General features: G+C 69.5%; 21 protein-coding genes. 8 read left to right on the forward strand and 13 right to left on the reverse strand.

The window, feature by feature from the left end; translation table 11 throughout:
* Positions 1–179: 179 nt before the first annotated feature.
* Positions 180–1418, forward strand: coding sequence for a non-homologous end-joining DNA ligase (gene ligD, locus AC1DP3_RS13480; RefSeq protein WP_477294072.1), 1239 nt, complete (start codon positions 180–182; stop codon positions 1416–1418).
* Here the strand turns inward: ligD and AC1DP3_RS13485 are convergent.
* Positions 1409–2815 carry a glycosyltransferase gene (locus AC1DP3_RS13485; protein ID WP_477294074.1) on the reverse strand — a complete coding sequence of 469 codons (1407 nt, stop codon included), beginning with the start codon at positions 2813–2815 and terminating at the stop codon, positions 1409–1411. The genes ligD and AC1DP3_RS13485 overlap by 10 nt on opposite strands.
* A gap of 88 nt (positions 2816–2903) precedes the next feature.
* On the opposite strand from AC1DP3_RS13485, the gene AC1DP3_RS13490 reads away from it, so the two are divergent.
* Positions 2904–3242 carry a helix-turn-helix domain-containing protein gene (locus tag AC1DP3_RS13490; RefSeq protein WP_477294075.1) on the forward strand — a complete coding sequence of 113 codons (339 nt, stop codon included), beginning with the start codon at positions 2904–2906 and terminating at the stop codon, positions 3240–3242.
* Between the two features lie 305 nt (positions 3243–3547).
* Here the strand turns inward: AC1DP3_RS13490 and AC1DP3_RS13495 are convergent, their stop codons facing one another.
* From AC1DP3_RS13495 to AC1DP3_RS13535, 9 genes are all read right to left on the reverse strand, one after another.
* Positions 3548–4150: a ClpP family protease gene (locus AC1DP3_RS13495; RefSeq protein WP_477294077.1), complete on the reverse strand. Its 603-nt coding sequence runs from the start codon at positions 4148–4150 to the stop codon at positions 3548–3550.
* A 103-nt stretch (positions 4151–4253) separates the two neighbouring features.
* Entirely contained in the window at positions 4254–4883 is a 630-nt protein-coding gene (locus AC1DP3_RS13500; RefSeq protein ID WP_477294079.1) for a ClpP family protease, read from the reverse strand.
* A 608-nt stretch (positions 4884–5491) separates the two neighbouring features.
* Positions 5492–7075: a glutamine-hydrolyzing GMP synthase gene (guaA, locus tag AC1DP3_RS13505; RefSeq protein ID WP_477294081.1), complete on the reverse strand. Its 1584-nt coding sequence runs from the start codon at positions 7073–7075 to the stop codon at positions 5492–5494.
* 13 nt (positions 7076–7088) lie between these two features.
* On the reverse strand, positions 7089–7610 hold the full coding sequence (locus tag AC1DP3_RS13510; RefSeq protein WP_477294083.1) for a DUF3817 domain-containing protein: 522 nt from the start codon (positions 7608–7610) through the stop codon (positions 7089–7091).
* A 10-nt stretch (positions 7611–7620) separates the two neighbouring features.
* Positions 7621–8865: an SURF1 family protein gene (locus AC1DP3_RS13515; protein ID WP_477294085.1), complete on the reverse strand. Its 1245-nt coding sequence runs from the start codon at positions 8863–8865 to the stop codon at positions 7621–7623.
* Positions 8862–9980, reverse strand: coding sequence for a GuaB3 family IMP dehydrogenase-related protein (locus AC1DP3_RS13520; protein WP_477294183.1), 1119 nt, complete (start codon positions 9978–9980; stop codon positions 8862–8864). The genes AC1DP3_RS13515 and AC1DP3_RS13520 overlap by 4 nt, the downstream gene beginning before the upstream one ends.
* A 352-nt stretch (positions 9981–10332) precedes the next feature.
* Positions 10333–12021 (reverse strand): ABC-F family ATP-binding cassette domain-containing protein, encoded by a 1689-nt coding sequence (locus tag AC1DP3_RS13525; RefSeq protein WP_477294087.1) that lies wholly within the window; start codon positions 12019–12021, stop codon positions 10333–10335.
* A 721-nt stretch (positions 12022–12742) separates the two neighbouring features.
* The gene (locus tag AC1DP3_RS13530) at positions 12743–13027 is read right to left on the reverse strand and encodes a DUF2277 domain-containing protein (protein ID WP_477294089.1); all 285 of its coding nucleotides are present in this window, start codon (positions 13025–13027) and stop codon (positions 12743–12745) included.
* A 50-nt stretch (positions 13028–13077) separates the two neighbouring features.
* A complete protein-coding gene (locus AC1DP3_RS13535; RefSeq protein WP_477294091.1) occupies positions 13078–13719 on the reverse strand; it encodes a TetR/AcrR family transcriptional regulator in 642 nt (213 codons plus the stop codon).
* A gap of 83 nt (positions 13720–13802) precedes the next feature.
* Between AC1DP3_RS13535 and AC1DP3_RS13540 the strand changes: the two genes are divergently transcribed.
* Positions 13803–15326, forward strand: a complete 1524-nt coding sequence (locus AC1DP3_RS13540) for a DHA2 family efflux MFS transporter permease subunit (RefSeq protein ID WP_477294093.1) — start codon at positions 13803–13805, stop codon at positions 15324–15326.
* Positions 15327–15687: 361 nt separating this feature from the next.
* Positions 15688–15846: a hypothetical protein gene (locus AC1DP3_RS13545; protein WP_477294095.1), complete on the forward strand. Its 159-nt coding sequence runs from the start codon at positions 15688–15690 to the stop codon at positions 15844–15846.
* A gap of 7 nt (positions 15847–15853) precedes the next feature.
* Here the strand turns inward: AC1DP3_RS13545 and AC1DP3_RS13550 are convergent, their stop codons facing one another.
* Together AC1DP3_RS13550 and guaB are read right to left on the reverse strand one after the other, a co-directional pair.
* Complete coding sequence (locus tag AC1DP3_RS13550) at positions 15854–16720, reverse strand: endonuclease domain-containing protein (RefSeq protein WP_477294097.1); 867 nt, start codon at positions 16718–16720, stop codon at positions 15854–15856.
* A gap of 205 nt (positions 16721–16925) precedes the next feature.
* Complete coding sequence (guaB, locus tag AC1DP3_RS13555) at positions 16926–18428, reverse strand: IMP dehydrogenase (RefSeq protein WP_477294098.1); 1503 nt, start codon at positions 18426–18428, stop codon at positions 16926–16928.
* A 274-nt stretch (positions 18429–18702) separates the two neighbouring features.
* Between guaB and AC1DP3_RS13560 the strand changes: the two genes are divergently transcribed.
* The 4 genes from AC1DP3_RS13560 to AC1DP3_RS13575 are packed head-to-tail and all read left to right on the forward strand — an operon-like array spanning position 18703 to position 22752.
* Complete coding sequence (locus AC1DP3_RS13560; RefSeq protein WP_477294100.1) at positions 18703–20025, forward strand: ABC transporter permease subunit; 1323 nt, start codon at positions 18703–18705, stop codon at positions 20023–20025.
* 9 nt (positions 20026–20034) lie between these two features.
* Positions 20035–21015 carry a branched-chain amino acid ABC transporter permease gene (locus AC1DP3_RS13565; RefSeq protein ID WP_477294102.1) on the forward strand — a complete coding sequence of 327 codons (981 nt, stop codon included), beginning with the start codon at positions 20035–20037 and terminating at the stop codon, positions 21013–21015.
* A gap of 25 nt (positions 21016–21040) precedes the next feature.
* A complete protein-coding gene (locus tag AC1DP3_RS13570) occupies positions 21041–22015 on the forward strand; it encodes an ABC transporter ATP-binding protein (RefSeq protein ID WP_477294185.1) in 975 nt (324 codons plus the stop codon).
* On the forward strand, positions 22012–22752 hold the full coding sequence (locus AC1DP3_RS13575) for an ABC transporter ATP-binding protein (protein WP_477294104.1): 741 nt from the start codon (positions 22012–22014) through the stop codon (positions 22750–22752). Before AC1DP3_RS13570 ends, AC1DP3_RS13575 begins: the two co-directional genes overlap by 4 nt.
* A gap of 130 nt (positions 22753–22882) precedes the next feature.
* On the opposite strand, the gene AC1DP3_RS13580 is transcribed toward AC1DP3_RS13575, so the two are convergent.
* Positions 22883–24166 (reverse strand): ABC transporter substrate-binding protein, encoded by a 1284-nt coding sequence (locus tag AC1DP3_RS13580; protein WP_477294106.1) that lies wholly within the window; start codon positions 24164–24166, stop codon positions 22883–22885.
* Between the last annotated feature and the right edge of the window lie 117 nt (positions 24167–24283).

Consider the following 24283-nt stretch of genomic DNA (forward strand, 5'->3'; position numbering starts at 1 on the left):
GGCCTCCCTCCCCGCCGCTCCGCCGGCGCCCTCCTTCCGGCTCACGGTGGTACCAACTCAGGCTGAGATGCGCTTTTACGCCGGCAAGCCGCTCGAACCACCCGTTCAGCCTGAGTTCGGTGCAGAGCTCGTCCGCAACCCCTGGCCCCGGCATCCGTCCGCGCCGTAGCGTTGGCCCCGTGAGTCCGTCGTCCAAGTCCGAAGCCTTCCTCGAGGTCGAGGGCCGCGACGTCCGCGTCTCGAGCCCCGACAAGATCGTGTTCCCGGAAGTCGGGGTGACCAAGCTCGAGCTCGTCGAGTACTACCTCGCGGTCGCCGAGGGTGCCCTGCGTGGCGCCGCCGGGCGCCCGATGGTGCTCAAGCGCTTCGTGAAGGGCATCGACGCCGAGCCCTTCTTCCAGAAGCGCGTGCCCGAGAACCACCCGGACTACATCGAGACCGCAACCCTGCACTACGCCTCGGGTCGATCGGCTGAAGAGGCGGTGATCCGGGATGCCGCCGGCCTCGCGTGGGTTGTCAACCTCGGCTGCCTCGACCTGAACCCGCACCCCGTGCGCGCAGAGGACCTCGAACACCCGGACGAGCTGCGCATCGACCTCGACCCGATGCCCGGCGTCGAGTGGCGGCAGATCGTCGACGTGGCGATGGTCGCGCAAGAGGTGCTCGACGACTGCGGCCTCGTCGGCTGGCCCAAGACGAGCGGCTCGAGGGGACTTCACATCCTCGTGCGGATCGCCCCGCAGTGGGATTTCCGCGACGTCCGCCTCGCGGCCGAGACGCTCGCGCGCGAAGTCGAGAATCGTGCGCCCGGCCTGGCGACCGCGCGCTGGTGGAAGGAGGAGCGGGGCGAGAGCGTGTTCGTCGACTTCAACCAGAACGCCAAGGATCGCACCGTCGCCTCGGCCTACTCCGTGCGGGCGCTGCCCGATGCGCGGGTCTCGACACCGCTCGGCTGGGATGAGGTCGGAGAGTGCCGGCCCGAGGAGTTCACGGTGCGGACGATTCCCGCCCGGTTCGCCGAACGCGGAGATCCGCACGCCGGCATCGACGACGCCGTCGGAACCCTCGATGGCCTGCTCGCCCTCGCGAAGGAGCTGGGCCCGGCCGAGAAGCCGCCGCGGGCAGGGGACGGCACCGGTCGGCGCGTCTCGACGATGCCGCTCATCGAGATCGCCCGGACGAAGCAGAAATCCGAAGCCCTCGCGGCGCTGCAGGCCTGGAACGAGCAGCACCGCGAGGTCGTGCCGCACCTGAACCCCGCGGACGTGATGATCGACGGGATGCGCGGCTCGAGTTCGCTCTGGTACCGCGTTCGGATCAACCTGCAGCACGTTCCCGAGGCCGAGCGCCCCGCGCAGGGCCCGCTCCTGGCCGACTACGATCCGTGGGCGGGCAAGGTGTGGCCGGGTCAGGAATGACCGACGGACGGCCGCGCCTCGCCATCCTGCCGAGCTGACCCGCCGACAGGACTCTGAAGAGCGGCCCGCACGGCGTCGCCCATCGCCTGCATCGAGGCCCCGACGTCCATGATCTTCGCGGCGGCGAGCGCGTCCACGGAGAGACGGGCGCGCAGGGCGCGGTCGCCGATGACTTCGCCGAGCGTGGTGGCGAGGGCGGAGACGTCCCCGTCGGGCACGAGCATCCCGCCCCCCTGGCGGAGCGTGTCGCGAGGGCCATACGGCATGTCATAGCTCACGACCGGCACGCCCGCGGCGAGCGCCTCGAGGACGACCAGCGGCTGACCTTCGTTCGTGCTCGCCAGGACGAAGACGTCCGCTTCCGACCACGCCAGGGCGGTGTCCGAGGCGTGGCCCTTGAACTCGATGGCATCCGCGATCCCGAGCTCGGCGGCGAGCGCTTCGAGCTCGGCGCGCTGCGCACCGTCGCCGTAGACGTGCAGATGGGCTTCGGCACGGTGCTCGTGAACCGCGGCGAGCGCCCTGATCGCGTGGTCGACCCGCTTGCGAGGGATGAGCGAATTGAGCACGAGGATGCGGCCGGGCACGGGGTCGGGCGCGAGACCGGATGACTGCGGAGCCGGGTGCGGCACGACAGCCGAGCGGATGCCGCTCCCCACCCGCCGCTCGACATCCCGCTGCTGGCTCTCGGTGAGCCAGAGCACGGCGTCGAAGCGGTCGGCGACATGGAACCAGCGCTGCCACGCGGCATCCATCGGCGAATCCCAGGTGAAGGGAGCCAGCACGTGGCAGGCGTGGGTGGTGTGGAGGATCCGGATGCCGGGGTCCAGCGCCGGCTGACCGGCGGCGACAAGCGCCTCCCCCACCTGACGCGCTTCGCAGACGAGCACGACGGGCTCGTCCAGCGGTGCGGTGATGCTGTTGATCCAGGCGCGGTAGAGCCCCGCGAAGCCCGGCAGCCAGCCGGCCGCGCCAGCGTCGTTCCAGACGCGGACGGGCGCCCCGGCGAGATGCCAGGCCGGGTCGCCGCTGATGACCGGCAGCTCGAGCACGGTCCGGCCGTCATCCCCGAGGATGGCGCGATACTCCCCCTCGTATTCGGGGATCGGCTCCGAGAGCGCGGCATCGCGCAGCCAGGAAGGGTCGGTACGGGCATCGTCGAAGAGGTTCCGCAGCCGGTCCGGATGGGGGAGCAGCCCGCGGCGCACCCACTCGGCGCGGTCGGCGTCGTGGTCTGCGCTCTCTCCCGGGTCGATCGTGAGGAGGAGCGGATCGGCGCCCGTCGCCGCCATGTCGAGCGCGCGGCGCAGCACCGAGATCGTGAAGCCGCCGTCACGGTCGGGGATCAGCCGGCTCGCGAGCACGAGGTAGCGCGCGTCAGGCAGCAGGTCGGTCACCGGTCCATCCTCCCCCACCCCGCCCCTCCCGTTCTGCTCAGAGCGGAAGGGCTGTGAGCCGCCGGCATCCGGGATCTATCGTGACCCCATGGCCGAGATCATCCCGCTGCCGACGAAGAAGCCCCGCGAAGCACAGGCGCTCGAGCCGTTGTGGCGCGATGCGCTCGGTGATCTCCTCCGCCGCCTCCGGCACGAGCGCGGCGAGCGCCTCGCCGACACGGCTGATCGCGCCGGCGTCTCGCCCCAGTACCTCTCCGAGATCGAGCGCGGGCTCAAGGAGCCCTCCAGCGAGATGATCGCCGCTGTCGCCGGAGCGCTCGACGTGACGCTCGTCGACCTCACGCTGGGGGTCGCCGACGACCTGCGCGCTCGCACGGCTGAGCGCGCAGCCGTCGGCTGCCGTGCCGGCTACACCCTCGCGGCCTAGCCGGGCCGGTCCCCTCTGCAGAACTCCGTCGAATCGCACACCGGGCTCCCGACCGGCCCCGCGATGACAGGCCCGCGACAGGCGCGGCGTGCGATTCTTCCGGAGTTATGCAGACCGAGGTCAGCCCAATGCCGCGCCGCCCCGCGCCCGCCGCGCCGCGGCCGKCCGCGCCGGTCGCCGCCTGKCCGCGCCCGTCCCCTCTGCAGAACTCCGTCGAATCGCACACCGGGCTCCCGACCGGCCCCGGGATGACAGGCCGACGGGCGGCGCGGCGCGCGATTCTTCCGGAGTTGCGCAGACCGAGGTCAGCCCTGGGCCACTCCACCCCGCTCCAGCACGAGGTCGGCAAGGCCGTAGGCGACAGCATCCGGAGCCGTGAAGATGCGGTCTCGATCCGTGTCGGTGCGGAGCTTGGCGACGTCCTGCCCGGTGTGGCGGGCGAGGATCCGCTCGACGTCGCCGCGCACCCGCACCAGCTCGTCGGCCTGCAGGATGAGGTCCGGGATCGCACCGCGCCCCTGCCCCGCAGGCTGGTGCAGCACGACCCGGGCGTGCGGCAGCACCGCGCGCTTGCCGGCCGCGCCCGCAGCGAGCATCACGGCGCCGACGCCGATCGCCTGCCCGACCACGGTCGTCGCGACATCCGGCCTCACGTGCTGCATCGTGTCGTAGACCGCGAGCATCGCCGCCGGGTCGCCGCCCTCGCAGTTGATGTACAGCTGGATGTCGCGGTCGGGGTTGTCGGCGTCGAGGTGCAGCAGCTGAGCGATGAGGGCGTTCGCCACGCCCGCGTCGATGCCCGTGCCGAGGTAGACGACCCGCTCGGTGAGCAGGTGCGAGTAGACGTCCATGATGCGATCCCCGCGGGGATGCTGCGCCACGACGCTGGGGATCGTGTACGAGGTCATGCCGTGCCTCCGTTGCGTTCCGTCACTCTGCGTTGTTGCATGTCCCGATTTCTGCACTCCGCCCGCCCTCCAGGACGCAGAAAGTGGGACACGGTGAGCCCGGTCATGCCGCCACCTCCTCGGCGCCGACGCTGAGGCCGGCCGGGCGCCGGCGCCGCGGCACCACCTGGCCGAACTCGGCGACGATGCCGTCAATGAACCCGTAGTCCAGCGCCTGCTGCGCGGTGTACCAGCGGTCGTGGAGGGAGTCCTCGAAGATCCGGGTGACGGGCTGGCCGGTGTCCTCGGCGATCAGCGCGAGGACGGTGTCGCGCATATGCCGCAGGTCGTCGGCCTGCACCTCGACTTCGCCGGCCGAGCCGCCGATGCCGGCCGATCCCTGATGCATCAGGATCCGGGCGTGCGGCAGCGCCCGCCGCTTGCCCCTCGCACCGGCCGACAGCAGGAACTGCCCGGCGCTGCACGCGAGACCGAGGGCGAGCGTCGCGACATCGTTGGGGACGAGCCGCATCACGTCACGGATCGCCAGCATCGACGGCACCGAGCCGCCGGGCGAATGGATCCACAGCGCGATATCGGATGCTTCGTCCTCGGCCGCGAGCGCGAGCAGCTGCGTCGCGATCAGCGTGCCGTTGTCATCATCGAGCGGGCCATCCAGCACGAGCACGCGCTGATGGAACAGCTCGCGCCGGGCTTCCGCCCCGAACAGGGGGATCTTTCCGTCTTCTGCCATGCCCCCAGCATCCGCGCCGCGACAGGTGAGCGCTCCCCGATCCGCCTCCAGCCGCTCCGCCCCCAGCAGAGCTCACCCTCAGAACCACCTCGACCCGCCGAGCGGCTCCCAAGCCAGGGCTGCGACCCACACCAAGCACGGCAGCCGAGGCAAGGGCATGCCGGCGGACTGCTCAGCTGCCCGTGCCCCCTCGCCGACACTGAAGCCCCGCCCGGCGCCGCGCTCAGCCCCCTGAACGCCAGAACACTATTCAGCTGCCCGTGCCCCCTCGCCGACACCGAAGCCCCGCCCGGCGCCGCGCTCAGCCCCCTGGACGCCACAGCACTATTCAGCTGCCCCGTACCCTCTCGCCGACACCGATCCCCCGCCCGGCGCCGCGCTCGGCCGACCTGAAGCCACAGCGACACCGAGGCCCCGCCCGGGCGCCGCGCTCAGCCGACCTGAAGGCACAGCGACACCGAGGCCCAGCCCAGCGCCGTGCTCAGCCGACCTGAGGGCCCGCGGGAGCGCCCACGCCGGCCCCGCAGCGCAGGCCCCGAAATCTGATCCGGATTCTCAAGGAGAGCCGACGACGACAACCCCACCCACCCGCGGGAATCACGAGAAACTCACTCCCATTCAATGGTCCCCGGGGGCTTGGACGTCACGTCGAGGACGACCCGGTTGACCTCCCGCACCTCGTTCGTGATGCGGTTCGAGATGCGCGACAGCACGTCGTACGGCAGACGCGTCCAGTCCGCGGTCATCGCATCTTCGGACGACACCGGACGGAGGACGATCGGATGCCCGTAGGTGCGGCCGTCGCCCTGCACGCCGACCGAGCGGACGTCGGCCAGCAGCACGACGGGGCACTGCCAGATCTCGCCGTCCAGGCCCGCCTTCGTCAGCTCTTCGCGGGCGATCGCGTCGGCGTCACGCAGAATCTCGAGGCGGTCAGCGGTGACCTCACCCACGATCCGGATGCCGAGGCCGGGGCCCGGAAAGGGCTGGCGGCCCACGATCTCCTCCGGGAGGCCGAGCTCGCGGCCGATCGCGCGCACCTCGTCCTTGAACAGGGTCCGCAGCGGCTCGACGAGGTCGAATTGCAGGTCCTCGGGGAGTCCGCCGACGTTGTGATGCGACTTGATGTTGGCCGTGCCTGTGCCGCCACCGGACTCGACGACGTCGGGGTAGAGCGTGCCCTGCACCAGGAAACGGATCGGCTCACCATCGGCCGCGGCCTCGGCCACCAGGGCTTGCTCGGCGGCTTCGAACGCGCGGATGAATTCGCGGCCGATGATCTTGCGCTTCTGCTCGGGGTCGCTGACACCTTCGAGCGCGCTCAGGAACTGCTCGCGCGCATCGATGGTGATGAGGCGCACGCCGGTGGAGGCGACGTAGTCGTTCTGGACCTGCTCGCGCTCGCCCTTCCGCAGCAGGCCGTGGTCGACGAAGATCGCGGTCAGCTGGTCGCCGACGGCCCGGTGCACGAGCGCGGTCGACACTGCGGAGTCCACCCCGCCCGACAGGGCCGAGATCACGCGGCCCGATCCGATCTGGGCCTGGATGCGCTCGACCTGCTCGGCGATGACGTTGCCGCTGTTCCAGTCCGCGGGAAGCCCGGCAGCCTTGTGCAGGAAGTTCTCGATGACCTGTTGGCCGTGGTCGGAGTGCTTGACCTCGGGATGCCACTGCACGCCGTAGAAGCGACGCTCGTCGCTCCCGAAGGCGGCCACGGGGGTGGCCGACGTCGAGGCGAGCACGTCGAAGCCCTCCGGCGCCCGCGACACCTGGTCGCCGTGGCTCATCCAGACGTTCTGGTCGGCCGGCTGGCCGCCGAGCAGCACGCCGCCGTCACCGGAGAGCGCGGCATCCGTCGCCCCGTACTCGCGGAGTCCCGTGTTGGCGACCTCGCCGCCGAGCGAACGGGCCATCACCTGGAACCCGTAGCAGATCCCGAGCGTGGGAACCCCGAGGTCGAACACGCCCTCGTCGAGGGTGGGAGCACCCGGCTCGTAGACCGACGAGGGTCCGCCCGAGAGGATGATGCCGACGGGGTTCTTGGCCGCGATCTCCGCGGCCGATGCCGTGTGCGGGACGATCTCGCTGTAGACGCCGGCTTCGCGCACGCGCCGGGCGATCAGCTGCGCGTACTGCGCGCCGAAGTCGACGACGAGTACAGGTCGCTGGGATGTCTCGGTCTGCTCTGTCACCGGCTGCTTTCTGTCAGATGAGCGGGCGCTCGGTCTTGTCTGTGGGAATGTTCTGGGTCAGCGTCGAGTGCGCCGCCAGGTTGTGCGTCTGCTCCTCGCCCGCTCGGGCGGCCGTCTCGCGCTCCGCGAGGTAGCGCTTGACGTCACGGGCCGTACGGACCTCGAGGAAGAAGGAGAGGAACGGGATGATGCCGCCGAGTGCCAGCAGCAGGAAGCGCATGAAGGGCCAGCGCATCAGGCTCCACACGCGGAAGCACGAGAAGAGGTAGACGACGTAGAACCACCCGTGCGCGACCAGGATGCCGAGCGAGAGGTTCAGCCCATCGCCGGTCGACTCGCCGAACGCGTCGAGGGGGGCGAACCACAGGAAGCCGCCGGACCCGCCGAGGAACAGCTCGTAGCCCAGCGCATACTTCACGATCATCTCGCCGCACAGCAGCAGGAGCATCGTGCCCGTGATGATCGAGCAGACCTGATAGAACCTCAGCGCACCACGGATCGCAGGGAACGTCGCGAGTTTTGGTGCAGAAGGCATGAAGGCCAGTTTAGCCGCCGGATGCCGCGTCCCCGGCGGGCCCGGATCCCGCGGTCACCGCATCTTCCAGGTCCTCGACCTCCTTCTCCCAGGCGTCTCGCGCGAGGCGGTACCAGAGGTAGAAGGCGAAGCCCGCGAAGATGGCCCATTCGATCGCGTAGAAGATGTTCAGCCAGTTGATGCCGGAGCCCTCGTCGGGCGCCGGCGAGTGGATGTCGGCCAGCGGGGCGGGCGAGGTCTCGGCCGCCAGATAGGGGCGGTAGACGTCCAGGCCCTCGACGTCGTGCCACTGGCTGAGGTGGGCGGCCGGCGACATGCGCGTCATCGTCTGCGGGTCGGCCCCGCGCGGCGGCGGGAGGGGGCCCTCGTCCGAGATGAGGCGTCCGACCACGGTCACCGGGCCGTCGTCGCCCGCGGCATCCGCCTCGAACTGGTCGGCACCCGCCCGCGCCTCCTCGAGCGTCGCCGCCCACCCGATCGCGACGGCGACGGATGCCCGAGCCTCCGTACCGTCGAGGCGCAGCTGCCCGGTCACCCAGTAGCCCTCTTCGCCGTCGTTGAAGCGCGACGTCACGATGAGGAAGTCACCGGCGACCCAGCGGCCGGTCGCTTCGACGCGCTGGCCGACCAGCGGCTCGGGCAGGTACTCGCCGGGGGCGGTCACCTCCGCGAGGGGCAGGACCTCCTCGGTCGCGCCGGGAGGGAGCGGATCGGTGTCGATGGCGCGGCTGAGCTGCCACTGGCCGAGCCACGCGAAGATGCCCGCGACGACGAGGCAGAGGAGCAGCAGAGCGAGCCAGCGCGGGCGCAGCAGGACTTCGCGCAGGGTGGGCGGGAAGACGGCGGGCTCGTCGGCATCGAGGGCGTCGACGCGCTGCACGGGGTTCTGCTCGGCGCGCGGGACATCGCCATGCTCGCCGCGCGGGACGTCGCCCTGCTCGCCGCTCGGGACCGAGTCGCCATGCTCGCTGCGCGGGACGGAGTCGCCGTGCTCGGCGCGCGGGACGTCGCCATGCTCGGCGCGCGCGACGGAGTCGCCGTGCTCGCCGCGCGGGACGGAGTCGCCGTGCTCGGCGCGCGGGACGTCGCCATGCTCGCCGCGCGGGACGTCGCCCTGCTCGGCGCGCGGGACGTCGCCATGCTCGCCGCTCGGGACCGAGTCGCCGTGCTCGGCGCGCGGGACGGAGTCGCCGTGCTCGCCGTGCTCGCCGTGCTCGCCGTGCGCGCCCAGCGACGGGTCGTCGGGGTCGGTCATCCGCCGTTGTAGGGCGCCACCACGACCTCGACGCGCTGGAACTCCTTGAGGTCGGAGTAGCCCGTCGTCGCCATGGACTTGCGCAGCGCGCCGATGACGTTGGCCGTCCCGTCGGCGACGGGTGCGGGGCCGTAGAGGACCGCCTCGAGATCGACCAGCTGGTCCACCTTCATGCGGTGGCCGCGCGGAAGCTTGGCGTGGTGCGCTTCCGGGCCCCAGTGGTAACCGCGGCCGGGGGCGTCGGTCGCGCGCGCGAGTGCGACGCCGAGCATGACAGCATCCGCTCCCATCGCGAGTGCCTTGACGATGTCTCCCGAAGTTCCGACGCCGCCGTCGGCGATGACGTGCACGTAGCGGCCGCCCGACTCGTCGAGGTAATCGCGGCGAGCGCCGGTGACGTCGGCCACGGCGGTCGCCATGGGGGCGTGGACACCCAGCGTCGCGCGGGTGGTCGAGGCTGCTCCCCCACCGAATCCGACGAGCACGCCGGCGGCGCCGGTGCGCATGAGGTGCAGAGCGGCGGTGTAGGTGGCCGCGCCGCCGACCACGACCGGGACGTCCAGGTCGTAGATGAACTTCTTGAGGTTGAGCGGCTCGTCCACCGAGGAGACATGCTCGGCCGAGACGGTGGTGCCGCGGATGACGAAGAGGTCGACGCCGGCCGCGACGACGGTCTCGTAGAGCTCCTGCGTCCGCTGCGGGGTCAGCGCTCCGGCGACCGTCACTCCCGCCGCGCGAATCTCGGCCAGGCGATCGCGCACGAGCTCGGGCTTGACCGGCTCGGAGTAGAGCTCCTGCATCCGGGCCGTGGCCGAGCCGTCGTGCATTGAGCCGATCTCCGCGAGGAGGGGCTCGGGGTCGTCGTACCGGGTCCACAGACCCTCGAGGTCGAGCACGCCGAGGCCGCCGAGCTCCCCGAGGCGGATGGCGGTGGCGGGGCTCATGACCGAGTCCATCGGGGCCCCGAGCACCGGGATCGCGAACTGGAACGCGTCGATCGACCAGGCGGTCGAGACGTCCTCAGGGTTGCGCGTGCGCCGCGACGGCACAACAGCGATGTCGTCGAAGGCGTAGGCCCGGCGGGCGCGCTTCGCGCGGCCGAGCTCGATCTCCATGCTCACCCACCCAGCCTACTCGGGGGCCCCGCCGCGCCTTGGTCGCCCCGTGCCGCGACGCCGGGGCGCGGGGCGCAGGGTGCCGCGGCGCCTGGGCGCTGGGCGCGGGGCGCGGGGCCTGGGCTGCGCGCGCCGACCGGGGCCAGGCGACGGACTCGCKAGCCCATGAATTGTTGCCGAGCCCATGTGAAACAGTGCATGGGCTCAGAAAGAACTCATGGGTTCGCGAGTCCTGGCCTGGCTGCGCGTACCGAACGGCGGGCGGATCGACCGACACGCCGGGTCCCGAGCAGCGGGTCGGTGAATATCCCCGCGGTTGCGCACACGCGGGACCGCGGGTGGATGCGGGGGCTCACCGCGTGCGCGCCACCCTGCCCTCGTCCCAGACCGGCCCCGACGTCTCGCGCACCCTTCCGTCCTCGCCGAACACCAGGAATCGGTCGAACGACGTGGCGAACCACCGGTCGTGCGTCACCGCGAGCACCGTGCCCTCGAAACGCGCGAGCGCGTCCTCGAGCGCCTCCGCCGAGACGAGGTCGAGGTTGTCGGTCGGCTCGTCGAGCAGCAGCAGCGTGGCCCCCGACAGCTCCAGCAGCAGGATCTGCAGCCGCGCCTGCTGGCCGCCGGAGAGCGTGTCGAACGTCTGCTCGGCCTGGCGCACGAGCCCGTACCGGTCAAGCGCGGAGCTGGCAGCATCCCGAGGCATCCCGGATCGCACGTCATCCCCGCGGTGCAGGATGTCCAGCAGCGTGCGGCCGGAGAATTCGGGATGCCGGTGGGTCTGGGCGAACCAGCCCGGCACGACTCGCGCACCCAGCACCGCCCTGCCGGAGTGCGGCACGGGGTCAAGGCCCGCCCCGACTGCGGTGATGTGGCCGAGCCGCCCGTCGGGATCGGTGCCGCCGCGGGCGAGGAGCCGCAGGAAGTGAGACTTGCCCGAGCCGTTCGAGCCCAGCACGGCGACCCGGTCGCCGAACCAGATCTCCAGGTCGAAAGGCTGCATGAGCCCGGTGAGCTCGAGCTGCTCCGCCACCACCGCACGCTTGCCCGTGCGGGCGCCGCGCAATCGGAGCGCGAGGTCCTGCTCGGGCGGCCGCTCCTCGGGCGGCCCGGCGTCCTCGAAGCGCCGCAGCCGGGTCTGCGCGGCTCGGTACCGTGAAGCGAAGCCGTCGTTCGCGGCCGCCTTCACCTTCAGGTCGGCGACGAGCGCACGCAGCTTCACGTGCTGCTCATCCCAGCGGCGGCGCAGCTCGTCGAGGCGTGCCATCCGGTCGTCCCGCGCCGCGTGGTAGGTGGCGAAGCCGCCCCCATGTACCCAGGCCGAGCTGCCCGCGGGGCTCGCCTCGAGCGTGACGATCCGGTCGGCGGCGCGCGCGAGCAGCTCTCGATCGTGCGAGACGAGCAGGACGGTCTTCGCCGTCTCGCGCAGGCGCGCTTCCAGCCACCGCTTGCCGGGCACATCGAGGTAGTTGTCCGGCTCGTCGAGGAGCAGGACTTCCTCCGGCCCGCGCAGCAGCGCCTCGAGCGCGAGCCGCTTCTGCTCGCCCCCCGAGAGCGATGAGAGCGTCCGATACCGGGCCCGCGCGAACGGGATGCCGAGAGCCGCCGTCGTGCACGTGTCCCAGACGGTCTCATGCTCGTAGCCGCCCGCCTCGGCATAGTCGGCGAGTGCCGTCGCGTAGCGCATCTGCGCGTCGAGGTCGTCGCTCTCGATCATCCCGTTCTCGGACGCCTCAAGCTCGCGCGCAGCGCGCGCGACCCGCGCGGGCGCCACGGCGACGAGCAGATCGTGGACGGTCTGATCGCCGTCGCCATGCCCGATGAACTGGTCCATGACGCCCAGCCCGCCGCCGATCGAGATCGACCCCTGGTCGGGCGCGACCTCCCGCCGGATCATCCGCAGAAGTGTGGTCTTGCCGGCGCCGTTCGCTCCGATGAGCGCTGTCGTGGACCCCTCCCCGACGCGGAACGACACGTCGTCGAGCAGCGGCCGTCCATCGGGCAGCGCGAACGAGACGCCGTTGATGTCGATGTGGCCCATGGCGCCACTCCCTCCGCCCCTGCACGCGCGGAGCCGACCAGCTTATCCGCTCGTCGGCTCAGCCGGCGGACGGAGAGGGCGCAGCCATCGCGAACCTCGCAGATTCACGCCAACGTCGGACGATCTGGGCGGAATCCTGCGAGATTGATGCGATTCTGCGAGATTGGTGCGATTCTGCGAGATGGGGATGCTGCAGCCCGGCCGGGCGAACGACTCACGGCGCCGGCCCGTCGCATCGCATCAGGCAGTCGGCGCTGCCTAGGGCATCAGGCCGCGACGCTACGTGGCGCAGCCATCGCGAATCTCGCAGATTCACGCCAACGTCGGACGATCCGATCGGAATCCTGCGAGATTGGTGCGATTCTGCGAGATGGGGATGCTGCAACCAAGGCCTGGCGAACGATTCACCGCCGGCCCGTCGCATCGCATCAAGCAGCCGGCGCTGCCTAGGGCATCAGGCCACGACGCTGCGTGCCGAACGACGCTGGAATCAGGCCGCGACGCTACGTGCCGAACGACGCTGGGATCGAACGACGCTACGTGCCGAACGACGCTCGGACCGAACGACGCTCGGATCGGCCGACGTGTGTGGCGTGACTGGCATGTCGATCAGCATCTCGACAATCGGCACACCTGGCCGGCGGCGGCGTGCGGCGGCGAGGCGGCGCCTCGCATCAAGTCGTGGGGCACCGCATCAGGGAGCCCTCGCGGCACAACGGCCTCAGGCAGCAGGCGCCGCGTACCGGCCCGACTTCACCGCGCGCTCGCGGGCCTTCGCGGCCTCGATCTCGCGGTTCTTCGGAGGAACGGTCGCTACGAGGTCCTCGAGCAGGTGCCCGGTGATGTGGGCGATCTCGTGCACGGCGCGGTCGAAGGCCTCCTGATTGGCCTTCGAGGGCTTGGTCGTGCCCGCGATCTTGCGGACGTACTGGAGCGCGGCCGCGTGCACCTCGTCGGTGGACGCAGCGGGCTCGAAATTGTGGAGATTGTGGATGCTGCGGCACATGGCACCGACGATACGCCGGGAGGCGGCATCCGTCTGCGGTCAGATCTGCGTCACCAGGGTTCGTTGCCTTTCGGCGCGACATCGAGGATGTGCGGAAGCTCGGTCGGAAAGCAGGCGCGGAAGAGCTCGGTGATCCGCGGATCCGAGCCGTAGTCGTCGACCAGCCGCATGCCGATCATCACGTTGATGAGCATGCCCTCCGCCAGGAACATGCGAGCCTCGTCGGGCGCGAACCCGGCTTCGTCGCGGAAGAACTGCCACACCTGGGCGAAGCCCCTGCGGGATGCCGGGCCGATGACGGGATGCCCGCCCAGCAGCCACGCGTGCGACAGGGTCTGGTGCAGGCCTCGGATATTGAGCAGTTCGACGTACGCCTCGCCGATGCGCTTTGAGACGGGACGATCGGATGCCTCGTCCTCGGCGAGCGCGAGCCGGAAGACGCGCATCAGCTCGTCGAGCGAGTACTTCATGCCCGCGAGGAACAGGTTCTCCTTGGAGCCGAACAACCGCACCACGTAGGGCTGGCTGATGCCCGCGGTCCTCGCCACGTCATCGGTCGTCGTGCCCTCGTAGCCGCGCGCGCCGAACACCGCGATCGCCGCGATGATGATCTGCTCACGTCGCTCTTCCGAGCTCAGGCGGCGGCCCTGGTCGGATCGCGACGTCGTCGTCGTCTCCTGTTTCACATCCACGCTTGACATGTTATCAGCCGATTACTACAGTCGTCCTCAGCCTGGTAATCATTCAATTACAACCAACCTCGAAGGAGGCTCACATGAGCGCAGCAATTGCCGCCTCACCCGTTCGGAGACGGGCTTTCGGGCTCGTCGTGGCCGCGGCATCCATCCCGATGTTCATGGCGACGCTCGACAACCTCGTGATGACCAATGCGCTCCCGGTGCTCCACGCCCAGCTCGGCGCGAGCGTCGAGGAGCTGCAGTGGTTCGTGAACGCTTACACCCTCGCGTTCGCGAGCGCCATCCTCGTCGCCTCGGCGCTCGGTGACCGGTTCGGTCGCCGCACGGTGTTCGCCATCGGCATCGCGGTGTTCGGCGTCGGCTCGATCCTCGCGGCACTGAGCACCGACCCGGCTCAGCTGATCGGAGCACGCGCCCTCCAGGGGTTCGGGGCGGCGGGGGTCATGCCGCTGTCGCTCGCCCTCCTCTCCGGAGGCGTCGCACCCGAACGCCGACCGCTCGCCATCGGGCTGTGGGGTGGCATCTCCGGCCTCGGCGTGGCGGTCGGCCCGCTCGTCGGGGGCGCGATCATGGAGGGCTGGGACTGGCAGGCGATCTTCTGGATCAACGTCCCCATCGCGATCGTCGCCATTCCCTTCGCGCTCTTCGCCCTGAACAACGACTTCGGCGCGAAGGCTCGAATCGACGTCGTGGGCGCCCTCCTCGCCGCGGTCGGCGTGCTGGCTCTCGTCCACGCCATCGTGCGCGGCAACGACGACGGATGGTCCTCACTCGGGGTCATCGCCGAGATCGGGGCCGGGGCGACCCTGCTCGTGGCGTTCGTGCTGTGGCAGAGGCGGGCGAAGGCTGCTCTCGTCCCGCTCCGCCTGTTCGGCGACCGCTCCTTCTCGATCACGAACGTCGTCGGCTTCGGCTTCAGCTTCGGAACGTTCGGCGCGGTCTTCATCCTGATCCAGTACCTGCAGGTCGTGCAGGGCTCGACGCCGCTCGAGGCGGCCCTGCAGACCACTCCGTGGACGCTCGCGCCCATGTTCGTCGCGCCCCTCGCCGGGATCTTCGCGCCCCGCGTCGGCACGCGGATCCTGATGCTCTCGGGACTCCTGCTGCAGGGCCTCGCCCTGGGGTGGATCGGCCTGACCATGTCGGCCGACCTCCAGTACGCCGCACTCGTGGCGCCGTTCATCATGGCCGGGGCCGGGATGGGCCTTGTCTTCGCACCCTCGGCGACGGCCCTGCTCGCGACCCTCGGCGTGCTGGACCACGCCAAGGCATCCGGTGTCAACTCGACGGTGCGAGAGATCGGCCTCGCCCTGGGCACAGCGGTGATGACGGCGATCTTCGTCGGCGCCGGCGGTGAGCTGCAGCCCGACCTCTATGTCGACGCGGCGCGGCCCGCCGTCCTGGTCGGCTCCGCCATGCTGTTCGCGTCCGCGGTCGCGGCGCTGTGGCTGCCGGCGGGTCGTTCGAGCCGCTTCGCCGAGCGGGTGACGGATGCTGCTCCCCCCGTCTCGGTCGGTGCTCCGGCCATCGGCGACGCGGCGTCGGCCGGCGCGGAGCCCGGGGCGCCCGGCGCTCTCGACGGCGAGCTCGCAAAGGCCTGACACGGGGTTCCTCCGGGGGCGGTGGCTTGGGCCATCGCCCCTTCCGCGCAGAGCCGAGCCTCCGGAGCATCCGGCCTCCTGAACGCCGTCTCACAGACCTCGCAGAATGTCGCGAACTTCACAGCAGCGGAGCCGGATGCTGTGCGATCGGCGCAGTGCTGCGAACCCTGTGAGCCCGCACAGCGCCCGCGTGCGCCCGCACCGCGACCGCGCGAGCCCGCACCGCGAGCCCGTGAGCCGCACCGCACCCGGTGTGCCCGCAGCGCGGCCGCCGGAGCCCGCACCGCAACCGCGTGAGTCTGCACCGCAGCCGCGTGAGCCCGCGCCGTGCCGCAACCGGGTGAGCCCGCACCGCAACCGCGTGAGCCCGCACCGCGACCCCGTGAGCCCGCACCGCAACCGGGTGAGCCCGCACCGCAACCGCGTGAGCCCGCACCGCGACCCCCTGAGCCCGCACCGCACCGCGACGCGCGAGCACGCACCGCACCGCAACCGCGCGAGCACGCACCGCGCCGCGTGAGCTGGCGTCAGGCCGCGAGATGCAGGCCGGCCGCCACCGCCCGGCGGATGGTGTTCGCAACGGACTCCCAGTCGTGCACGATCTGGGCGTAGCTGAGCCGCAGCACCGTGTACCCGCGCAGCCGCAGCTCGGCGTCGTGTGCGATGTCGCTGCCACGCTGTGCGCTGCTGCTGTGGAACTCGAAGCCGTCGATCTGCAGTATCAGACGGTCTCCCACGACGATGTCGACGAACCGCCCCGCGAGTTTGACCTGCTGACGCACCTGCAGCCCCCACCGGCGCAGGGGAGTCACGACGAGGGTCTCGAGCCCTGAGTCGGACAAGCCCGTGACAGACTCGGCGAGCTCGCGAGCTGCGCGCGAGCGGAAGGCGATGCCGCGCAGCGCCTCACCCGACAGCCCCTCCTTGCGTGCGGCCGACTCCCACAGCACGCGTGCCGTGTCGAACGGCTGGCATGCGGCGATGTGGGCGAGCGCATCCTCAACGGGCGCGACAAGCTGGTGCCCGGCGATGGGCGAGAGCGGCTTGGTCCAGTGCAGCACACCCGGCCAGTTGTCACCGAGCCGTGCCGAGCCTGAACCTGGTGTCAAGTGGAGGTGCAGCTCCGAACCCACTGACTCCGGCATCCACCACTTCCGTCGGCGCGCGAGCGCGCTGCAGGTCACCCGGCCACCGGCGCGGGCGGCCGTGACGAGGTCGACCTCGGCATCGGGGAGCGTGATCCATACCCGCCTGATCAAGGCGGCTTCGCCCGCCCGGACCAGTTGCCTGAGAAGCCGGATGCCGAATCCCTCGCGCAGCAGGTCGTCGCGGTGGCGGATGCTGTCGTGCGCGCGCAGCGCATCGCGCAGGTCATCGAGGGTCTTCGGTTGCATGCGAGGACTGTGCCTGGCGCGGAGGCGCCATCACGTGCCTCCGCCTCGGTCTGGGCACACCCGACACAGAGGCCGCTCCTGTGGAGGAGGCTCTGCGCCCAGCCTCGCGCTCACAGGGTTCGCAGATTCACCTCAACTCCACAGCCACTGGCCGCAGAACTGCGGAGTAGGCGCACAACTGCGAACTCTGTGAAGCCTCCCGCGGCTACTTGCGGTAGTTGGGCGCCTCGACCACGATCTGCACGTCGTGCGGGTGGGATTCCTTGAGGCCGGCGGCCGTGATGCGGACGAATCGGCCCTTGGCCTTCAGCTCGTCGATCGTGCGGGCACCGACGTAGAACATCGACTGCCGCAGCCCGCCGACGAGCTGGTAGGCGACGGCCGAGACGGGTCCGCGGTACGCGACCTGTCCCTCGATGCCCTCGGGGATCAGCTTGTCGTCGCTCGGGACGTCGGCCTGGAAGTACCGGTCCTTCGAGTACGAGGTCTTCTTGCCGCGCGTCTGCATGGCTCCGAGCGAGCCCATGCCGCGGTACTGCTTGAACTGCTTGCCGCCGACGAACACGATCTCGCCCGGGCTCTCGTCCGTCCCGGCAAAGAGCGAGCCGATCATGACGGAGTCGGCACCGGCGACGAGTGCCTTCGCGATGTCGCCCGAGTACTGCAGCCCGCCGTCGGCGATGACCGGGATGCCGGCCTCGCGAGCCGCGAGGAACGCCTCGTAGATCGCGGTGACCTGCGGCACGCCGACGCCTGCCACCACGCGCGTGGTGCAGATGGACCCGGGACCGACGCCGACCTTCACGGCATCGACGCCCGCGTCGATGAGCGCCTGCGCGCCCTCCCGGGTCGCCACGTTGCCGCCGATGACGTCGATGTGGGCGAACGTCGGGTCGGCCTTGAGCCGGCGGACGATGTCGATGACACCGGCGGACTGGCCGTTCGCCGTGTCCACGACGATGACATCCACGCCGGCATCGCGCAGCGCCTCGGCGCGCTCCCACGCGTCGCCGAAGAATCCGATCGCGCCGCCGACGCGGAGCCGACCGTGCTCGTCCTTGGTGGCGAGGGGGTACTTCTCGCTCTTGTCGAAGTCCTTGATCGTGATGAGACCCGCGAGCCGGCCATCCTCGTCGATGAGGGGCAGCTTCTCGACGCGGTGCTTGGCGAAGAGGGCGATGACCTCGCCCGCGCTGATGCCGACCCGGCCCGTCACGAGCCCTTCGGTCGTCATGACGTCGCGCACCTGGGTCGTCTGGCGCTCGAAAGCGGAGACGAAGCGCATGTCGCGGTTGGTGATGATGCCGACCAGGCGTCCGTCGTCGTCGATCACCGGCAGTCCCGAGATGCGGTACTTCGCGCAGAGGTCGTCGACCTCTTCGACCGTCGCGTCCGGCGTCGTGGTGATCGGGTCGGTGATCATGCCGGACTCGCTCCGCTTGACGCGATCGACCATCGCGGCCTGCTCCGCGATCGAGAGGTTGCGGTGCACGATGCCCAGGCCCCCCTCGCGGGCCACGGCGATGGCCATGCGGGCCTCGGTGACGGTGTCCATGGCGCTCGAGATGAGCGGCGTCGCCACGGTGATGCGGCGGGTCACGCGCGAGGACGTGTCGGCCTCACTCGGGATGACGTCCGTGTGGCCGGGCAGAAGCAGGACGTCGTCGTAAGTCAATCCGACGAAGCCGAAAGGGTCGTGATGCTCCATGGTTCTCCTGCGCGCGCGGCGCCTAGCTCGGGGTGGACGACGACGGCCGGTGCGCAAGAACGCTCCGTACTGGATTCTAAGCGAGCGCGCCTGCGAATCATTCCCAGGAAGAGCAGGGACGGGCCGGGATGCCGCTCCCCCCGAAACCCCACCGCACAGGTGCCTTTATCGTGTGCGCCTGAAACACCGCCGACACATTACGCTCGTACCGTCGATCATCATGGCCGATGCGACCCGAGCTTCGGTGTCTGCGGTGTGCCGACTGGGAGGTTCTGTGGGTCCTCGGACTGAAAACGCGAAGCGTTCGAAGCGCGCCAGCAAAGCTTCGGCGCTCCTCGCGCTGTTATTCGTCCTCTTCGGATTCTTTGCAACCAGCGCCCCCGCCGTTGCTGCCGAAGGCGACCCCTACCGGATCAGCGGAAATGTGAAGCTGGACGGCGAACCCCTCGAGGGTGTGACCCTCGTCATCGACGGCCCCGGTGGCAAGCAGGAGGTCGAAACCGACGAGAACGGCCAGTGGTCGGTCGCCGTTCCCGAGAAGAACGAGGACTACACCGTCACGCTCGACGAGGAGACCCTGCCGGAGGGCATCGCGGTCGTCGATCCTGAGGACGACACCCCGAACGAGAAGGAAGTCACCGTCGGCCCTGGCGGCCGGGTGTCGGTGAACTTCTTCATCGGCGAGGGCGAGCGCAACGTCACGAGCTTCTTCGATCAGTTCCTGCAGCGGCTCGTGCAGGGAATCAGCTTCGGCCTGATGCTGGGACTGGCCTCCATCGGCCTGTCTCTCGTGTTCGGCACCACCGGCATCTCGAACTTCGCGCACGGCGAGATGGTGACCTTCGGCGCCGTGATGGCCTTGGCGCTCATCGGTCCCGCCAGCCTCGCACTGCCGGCGTGGATCGGCATCCCACTGGCGGTGCTTCTCAGTGCGGTCCTCGGGCTCGTGCTCGACGTGGTCATATGGCGGCCCCTGCGGCGCCGACGGACAGGTGTCGTGCAGCTCATGATCGTGAGCATCGGGCTCTCGCTGGCGATGCGGTACACCTTCCAGCTCTTCATCGGCGGCGGCACCGCCCAGCTGCCCGGCACTTCTGCGCCGAGGATCCTCACCATCGGCCCTGTGGGCCTGAGCCTCATCGACGTCGCCTCGATCGTGGTGTCGATCGTCGCGATCGTCGGATTCGCCTTGTGGCTCACCCGCTCGCGGCTGGGCAAGGCGACACGCGCGATCTCGGACAACTCCTCGCTCGCCGCGGCATCAGGCATCGATGTCGACTTCGTGGTGCGCATCGTCTGGATCGTCTCGGGGGCGATGGCAGGCCTCGCCGGCATCCTGTACGCCTATTACATCCCGGGCATCAAATGGGACATGGGCGCCCAACTGCTGCTGCTGATGTTCGCCGCTGTCACGCTCGGCGGTCTCGGCACGGCGTACGGCGCCCTGATCGGGTCGCTCATCGTCGGCGTCCTGGTCGAAGTGTCGAGCCTCTGGATTCCACAGGATCTGAAATACGCGGCAGCACTTCTTCTTCTGATCCTGATCCTGCTGTTCCGACCTCAGGGCATTCTCGGCCGCAGCGAGAGAATAGGTTAGGCGCGCACCATGGACTGGATCCAAATCCTCAGCAACACCCTCTCGTCGATCCTGAGCCCGGCCACAATGGGCTACGCCCTCGCGGCTCTCGGCCTCGCCGTCCACTTCGGCTACGCCGGCCTGCTCAACTTCGGCATCGCGGGCTTCATGGCCATCGGCGCCTACGGCTACGCGATCTCTTCACTCACCTTCGGGTTCCCGTGGTGGGCGGCAGCGCTCGTGGGCCTCGCGGCCTCGGCCGTCTTCGCGCTGATCCTCGGCATCCCGACTCTGCGCCTGCGAGGCGACTACCTCGCCATCGTGACCATCGCCGCAGCCGAGGTCGTGCGCCTGCTCTTCCTGACCACGGCCTTCGACGAGGTCACCGGCTCGGCGGACGGCCTGACGGCCTACCAGGGTGATTTCCGTGACGCGAACCCGCTTCCCGAGGGCACATACGGCGTGGGCCCCTGGGTGTACAACGCGAACGGGTGGTGGGTGCGCATCATCGGCCTCGCCCTGCTGGTGTTCGCGGTTCTCCTGGTCTGGACGCTGATGCGCAGCCCGTGGGGCCGCGTGCTCAAGGGCATCCGCGAGGATGAGGATGCCGTGCGCTCGCTCGGGAAGAACGTCTTCGCCTACAAGATGCAGGCGCTCATCCTGGGTGGCGTGATCGCGGCGGCGGGCGGAATGCTCTATGCACTGGAACGAGCGGCGAACCCCGGCGTGTATGTCACCTCGCTGACATTCTTCGTCTGGACGGCGCTGCTGCTCGGCGGTGCGGCGACGGTCTTCGGACCACTGCTCGGCTCCCTCATCTTCTGGGCCCTGCAGACACTGCTGAGCAACCTGCTCCCGGCGCTCGTCGATGCCGGAGCGCTGCCGTTCCTGAGTCCGATCCAGGCCGGCACCCTGCGGTTCATCCTCGTGGGGATCGCCCTCATGCTGCTCGTGATCTTCATGCCGCAGGGCATCCTCGGCAATAAGAAGGAGCTGACCTTTGTCAAGTGATTCCCCTCCCGAGTACGAGCCGACACTGACGGCTCCGGTCGCCCGTCCGAAGGCGACGGGCCTGCACATCGGCGACGCGGTTCCCGGATGCAAGAAGGTCGACCCGATCCTCGTGGCCGACGGGATCCGTCGCACCTTCGGCGGCCTGACCGCGGTCGACGTCGCGCACCTCGAGATCCCGCGTGGCGCGATCACCGCGCTGATCGGCCCCAACGGCGCAGGCAAGACCACTCTGTTCAACCTGCTGACCGGCTTCGACAAGCCGGACAGCGGCGAGTGGAGCTTCGACGGCCGCTCCCTGCACAACGTGTCCGCCTACAAGGTGGCGCGCCGAGGTCTCGTCCGCACTTTCCAGCTGACGAAGGCCCTGGGGCTGCTGACAGTGCTGGAGAACATGAAGCTGGGCGCGACCGGGCAGCGGGGCGAGTACTTCTGGCAGGCCCTCATCCCCGCGATCTGGCGTCGGCAGGATGCCGACATCGAAGAGCGCGCGATGCGACTGCTCACGAAGTTCAAGCTCCACGAGAAGTCCGCGGACTTCGCCGCCAGCCTGTCGGGCGGGCAGCGGAAGCTGCTCGAGATGGCCCGGTCGCTCATGACCGAGCCGACTCTGGTGATGCTCGATGAGCCGATGGCCGGGGTCAACCCCGCACTCACGCAGTCACTGCTCGACCACATCCTCGACTTGAAGGACGAGGGCATGACCGTGCTGTTCGTCGAGCACGACATGCACATGGTGCGCCACGTGGCCGACTGGGTCGTGGTGATGGCTGAAGGCCGCATCGTGGCCGAGGGCGACCCGCAGACCGTGATGCGCGATCCTGCAGTGGTGGACGCGTACCTCGGCGCACACCAGGAACTCGACCTCGGTGTCGTCACCGGGCGGATCTCGGTGATTCAGGCCGATCCCACGACCGATGCGGCGGCGTCGGCGTCGGCAGACGCCGACGCGCTGGTGGACCAGGGCGTGGCCGAAGGCGAAGCGGAGGAGGGCAAGTGAGCACCGACGTCACGACAGGAACCCCGGTCGTCGCCATCGACAACGTCCATGCCGGGTATCTGCCGGGGGTCAACATCCTCAACGGCTGCTCCCTCGAGGCGTACCAGGGCGAGCTCATCGGCATCATCGGGCCGAACGGCGCGGGCAAGTCCACACTGCTGAAGGCCATGTTCGGGCAGGTGAACATCCGCAGCGGCACGGTGACCCTGGATGGCGACGACATCACAGGGCTCAAGGCGAACCAGCTCGTCAAGCGCGGGGTGGGCATGATCCCCCAGAACAACAACGTCTTCCCCAGCCTGACGATCGAAGAGAACCTCCAGATGGGCCTGTATCAGCAGCCATCGATGTACAAGGAGCGCCTCGAATTCGTCACCGGCATCTTCGCCGAACTGGGCAAACGACTCAAACAGCGCGCGGGATCCCTCTCCGGAGGCGAGCGTCAGATGGTGGCGATGGGTCGGGCCCTGATGATGGACCCCAAGGTCCTCCTTCTCGACGAGCCGTCAGCGGGCCTCTCGCCCGTCCGTCAGGACGAGGCTTTCATCCGCGTATCCGAGATCAACCGCGCCGGCGTCACCTGCATCATGGTGGAGCAGAACGCCCGCCGGTGCCTGCAGATCTGCGATCGCGCCTACGTCCTCGACCAGGGGCGCGATGCGTACACGGGCACGGGTCGCGAGCTTCTGAACGACCGAAAGGTCACCGAGCTCTATCTCGGAACGCTCGGCACCTGAGCCCACCGCGAAGCGAGGGGTGACACCACATSATSATGTGGTGTCACCCCTCGCTTTTCACGTGGTGCCGGACAGGCACAAAAGGGAATGGCCCCGGTCCGAAGACCGAGGCCATTCCTGATTCAGCGGATCAACCCTCGTATGCCGAGTAGTTGTTGTCCGGACCGAACTGGTAGATCCCGATCGACGCCTCGGTCGGGTCGCCGACCTCATCGAACGTGATCGGGCCCGAGATGCCGTCGTAGTCAGCGGTACCGCCACCGAGGATGATGTCGGCGCAATCCGCGAACGTCGTGCACTTCTCACCGTCGCCGGAGCCGCCCGAGACCTCCATGAGCTTCTCAGCGATCGCGGCGCCGTCCGTCGCGCCGCCGGCCGCGAGGCTGGCGAGTGCGAGCAGGATGGTCGCGTCGTAGGACTCGGCCGCGTAGCTGTACTCGGTCAGCGGGGGCGTGCCCTCTTCCTCAAGGAAGGTGTCGAGCTCGGCCGTGAAGTCCTTGATCGAGTCGATCGACAGGCCGGGCAGCGTGCCCTTGGCACCCTCGAGGTAGCCGGCCGGGAACTGGTCGCCGAAGTTGGCGAGGTTTCCGTCGACGAAGTACAGGTCCTTGCCGGGGTATCCAGCCGCCGAGAGCGCGGGCACGATCGTCTTCGCCTCGTCGAAGGTGATGAGGACGATCGCGTCGGGGTCGGCCGCGAGGACCTCGCCGATCTGCGAGTCGAACGTCGTGTCGCCGATGTTGTAGGTCGGCTGTGCGACGACCTCGCCGCCGGCGGCCTCGAAGGCCTCCTGGACGTAGCCTGCGAGACCGGTGCCGTACGAGTCGTTCTGGACGATCATGCCGAGCGTCTGTCGACCGTCCTCGGCGATCAGGTTGCCCAGGACCTCGCCCTGCAGGACATCCGAAGGTGCCGTGCGGAAGAACAGTCCGTTGTCGTCGTAGGTCGTGAAGACGTCCGACGTGTTGGCGGGCGAGAACTGGATGACCCCAGCGCCGGTCACCTGGTCGATGAACTGCAGCGAGGTGCTGGACGATGCGGCGCCGATGATGGCCGCCACACCCTCGCTCAGGACGCGTGGGATCTCGGTCTCGTATGCCTTGTTGTCGGTGTTGCCCGAGTCGCCGTAGACAACCTCGACGTCAAGGCCCGTGTCGGCCGTGGCGTCGTTGATCTGAGACGTCGCGTAGGCGACGCCGGCCTCTTCGGGCGGGCCGAGGAACGCGAGGTTGCCCGTCTGCGGAAGGGCGGTGCCGAGCTTCAGGGTGTAGTCCTGGATCTCGACAGCGCTCTCCTCGGGGGTCGCTTCGCCGGTTCCGCCTGAAGAGCAGCCGACGAGGACGAGGGCGCTGGCGCCGACGATCGCAATGCCGCCGAGGAACCCGGCGGTACGCGAGCGGGTGAAGACGCTCATATTGCTCCTTGCTGTGAATGAAGGCGGGCACGGCGCTGGAGCCGTGCCCAATTGGACCAAACCTAATCGGCCCCAGGTCACTTGTGTATTGCCTTTCGTTAACGATGTGTAACAGGG

It is taken from the genome of Microbacterium sp. P5_B6 (genome assembly GCF_056400345.1).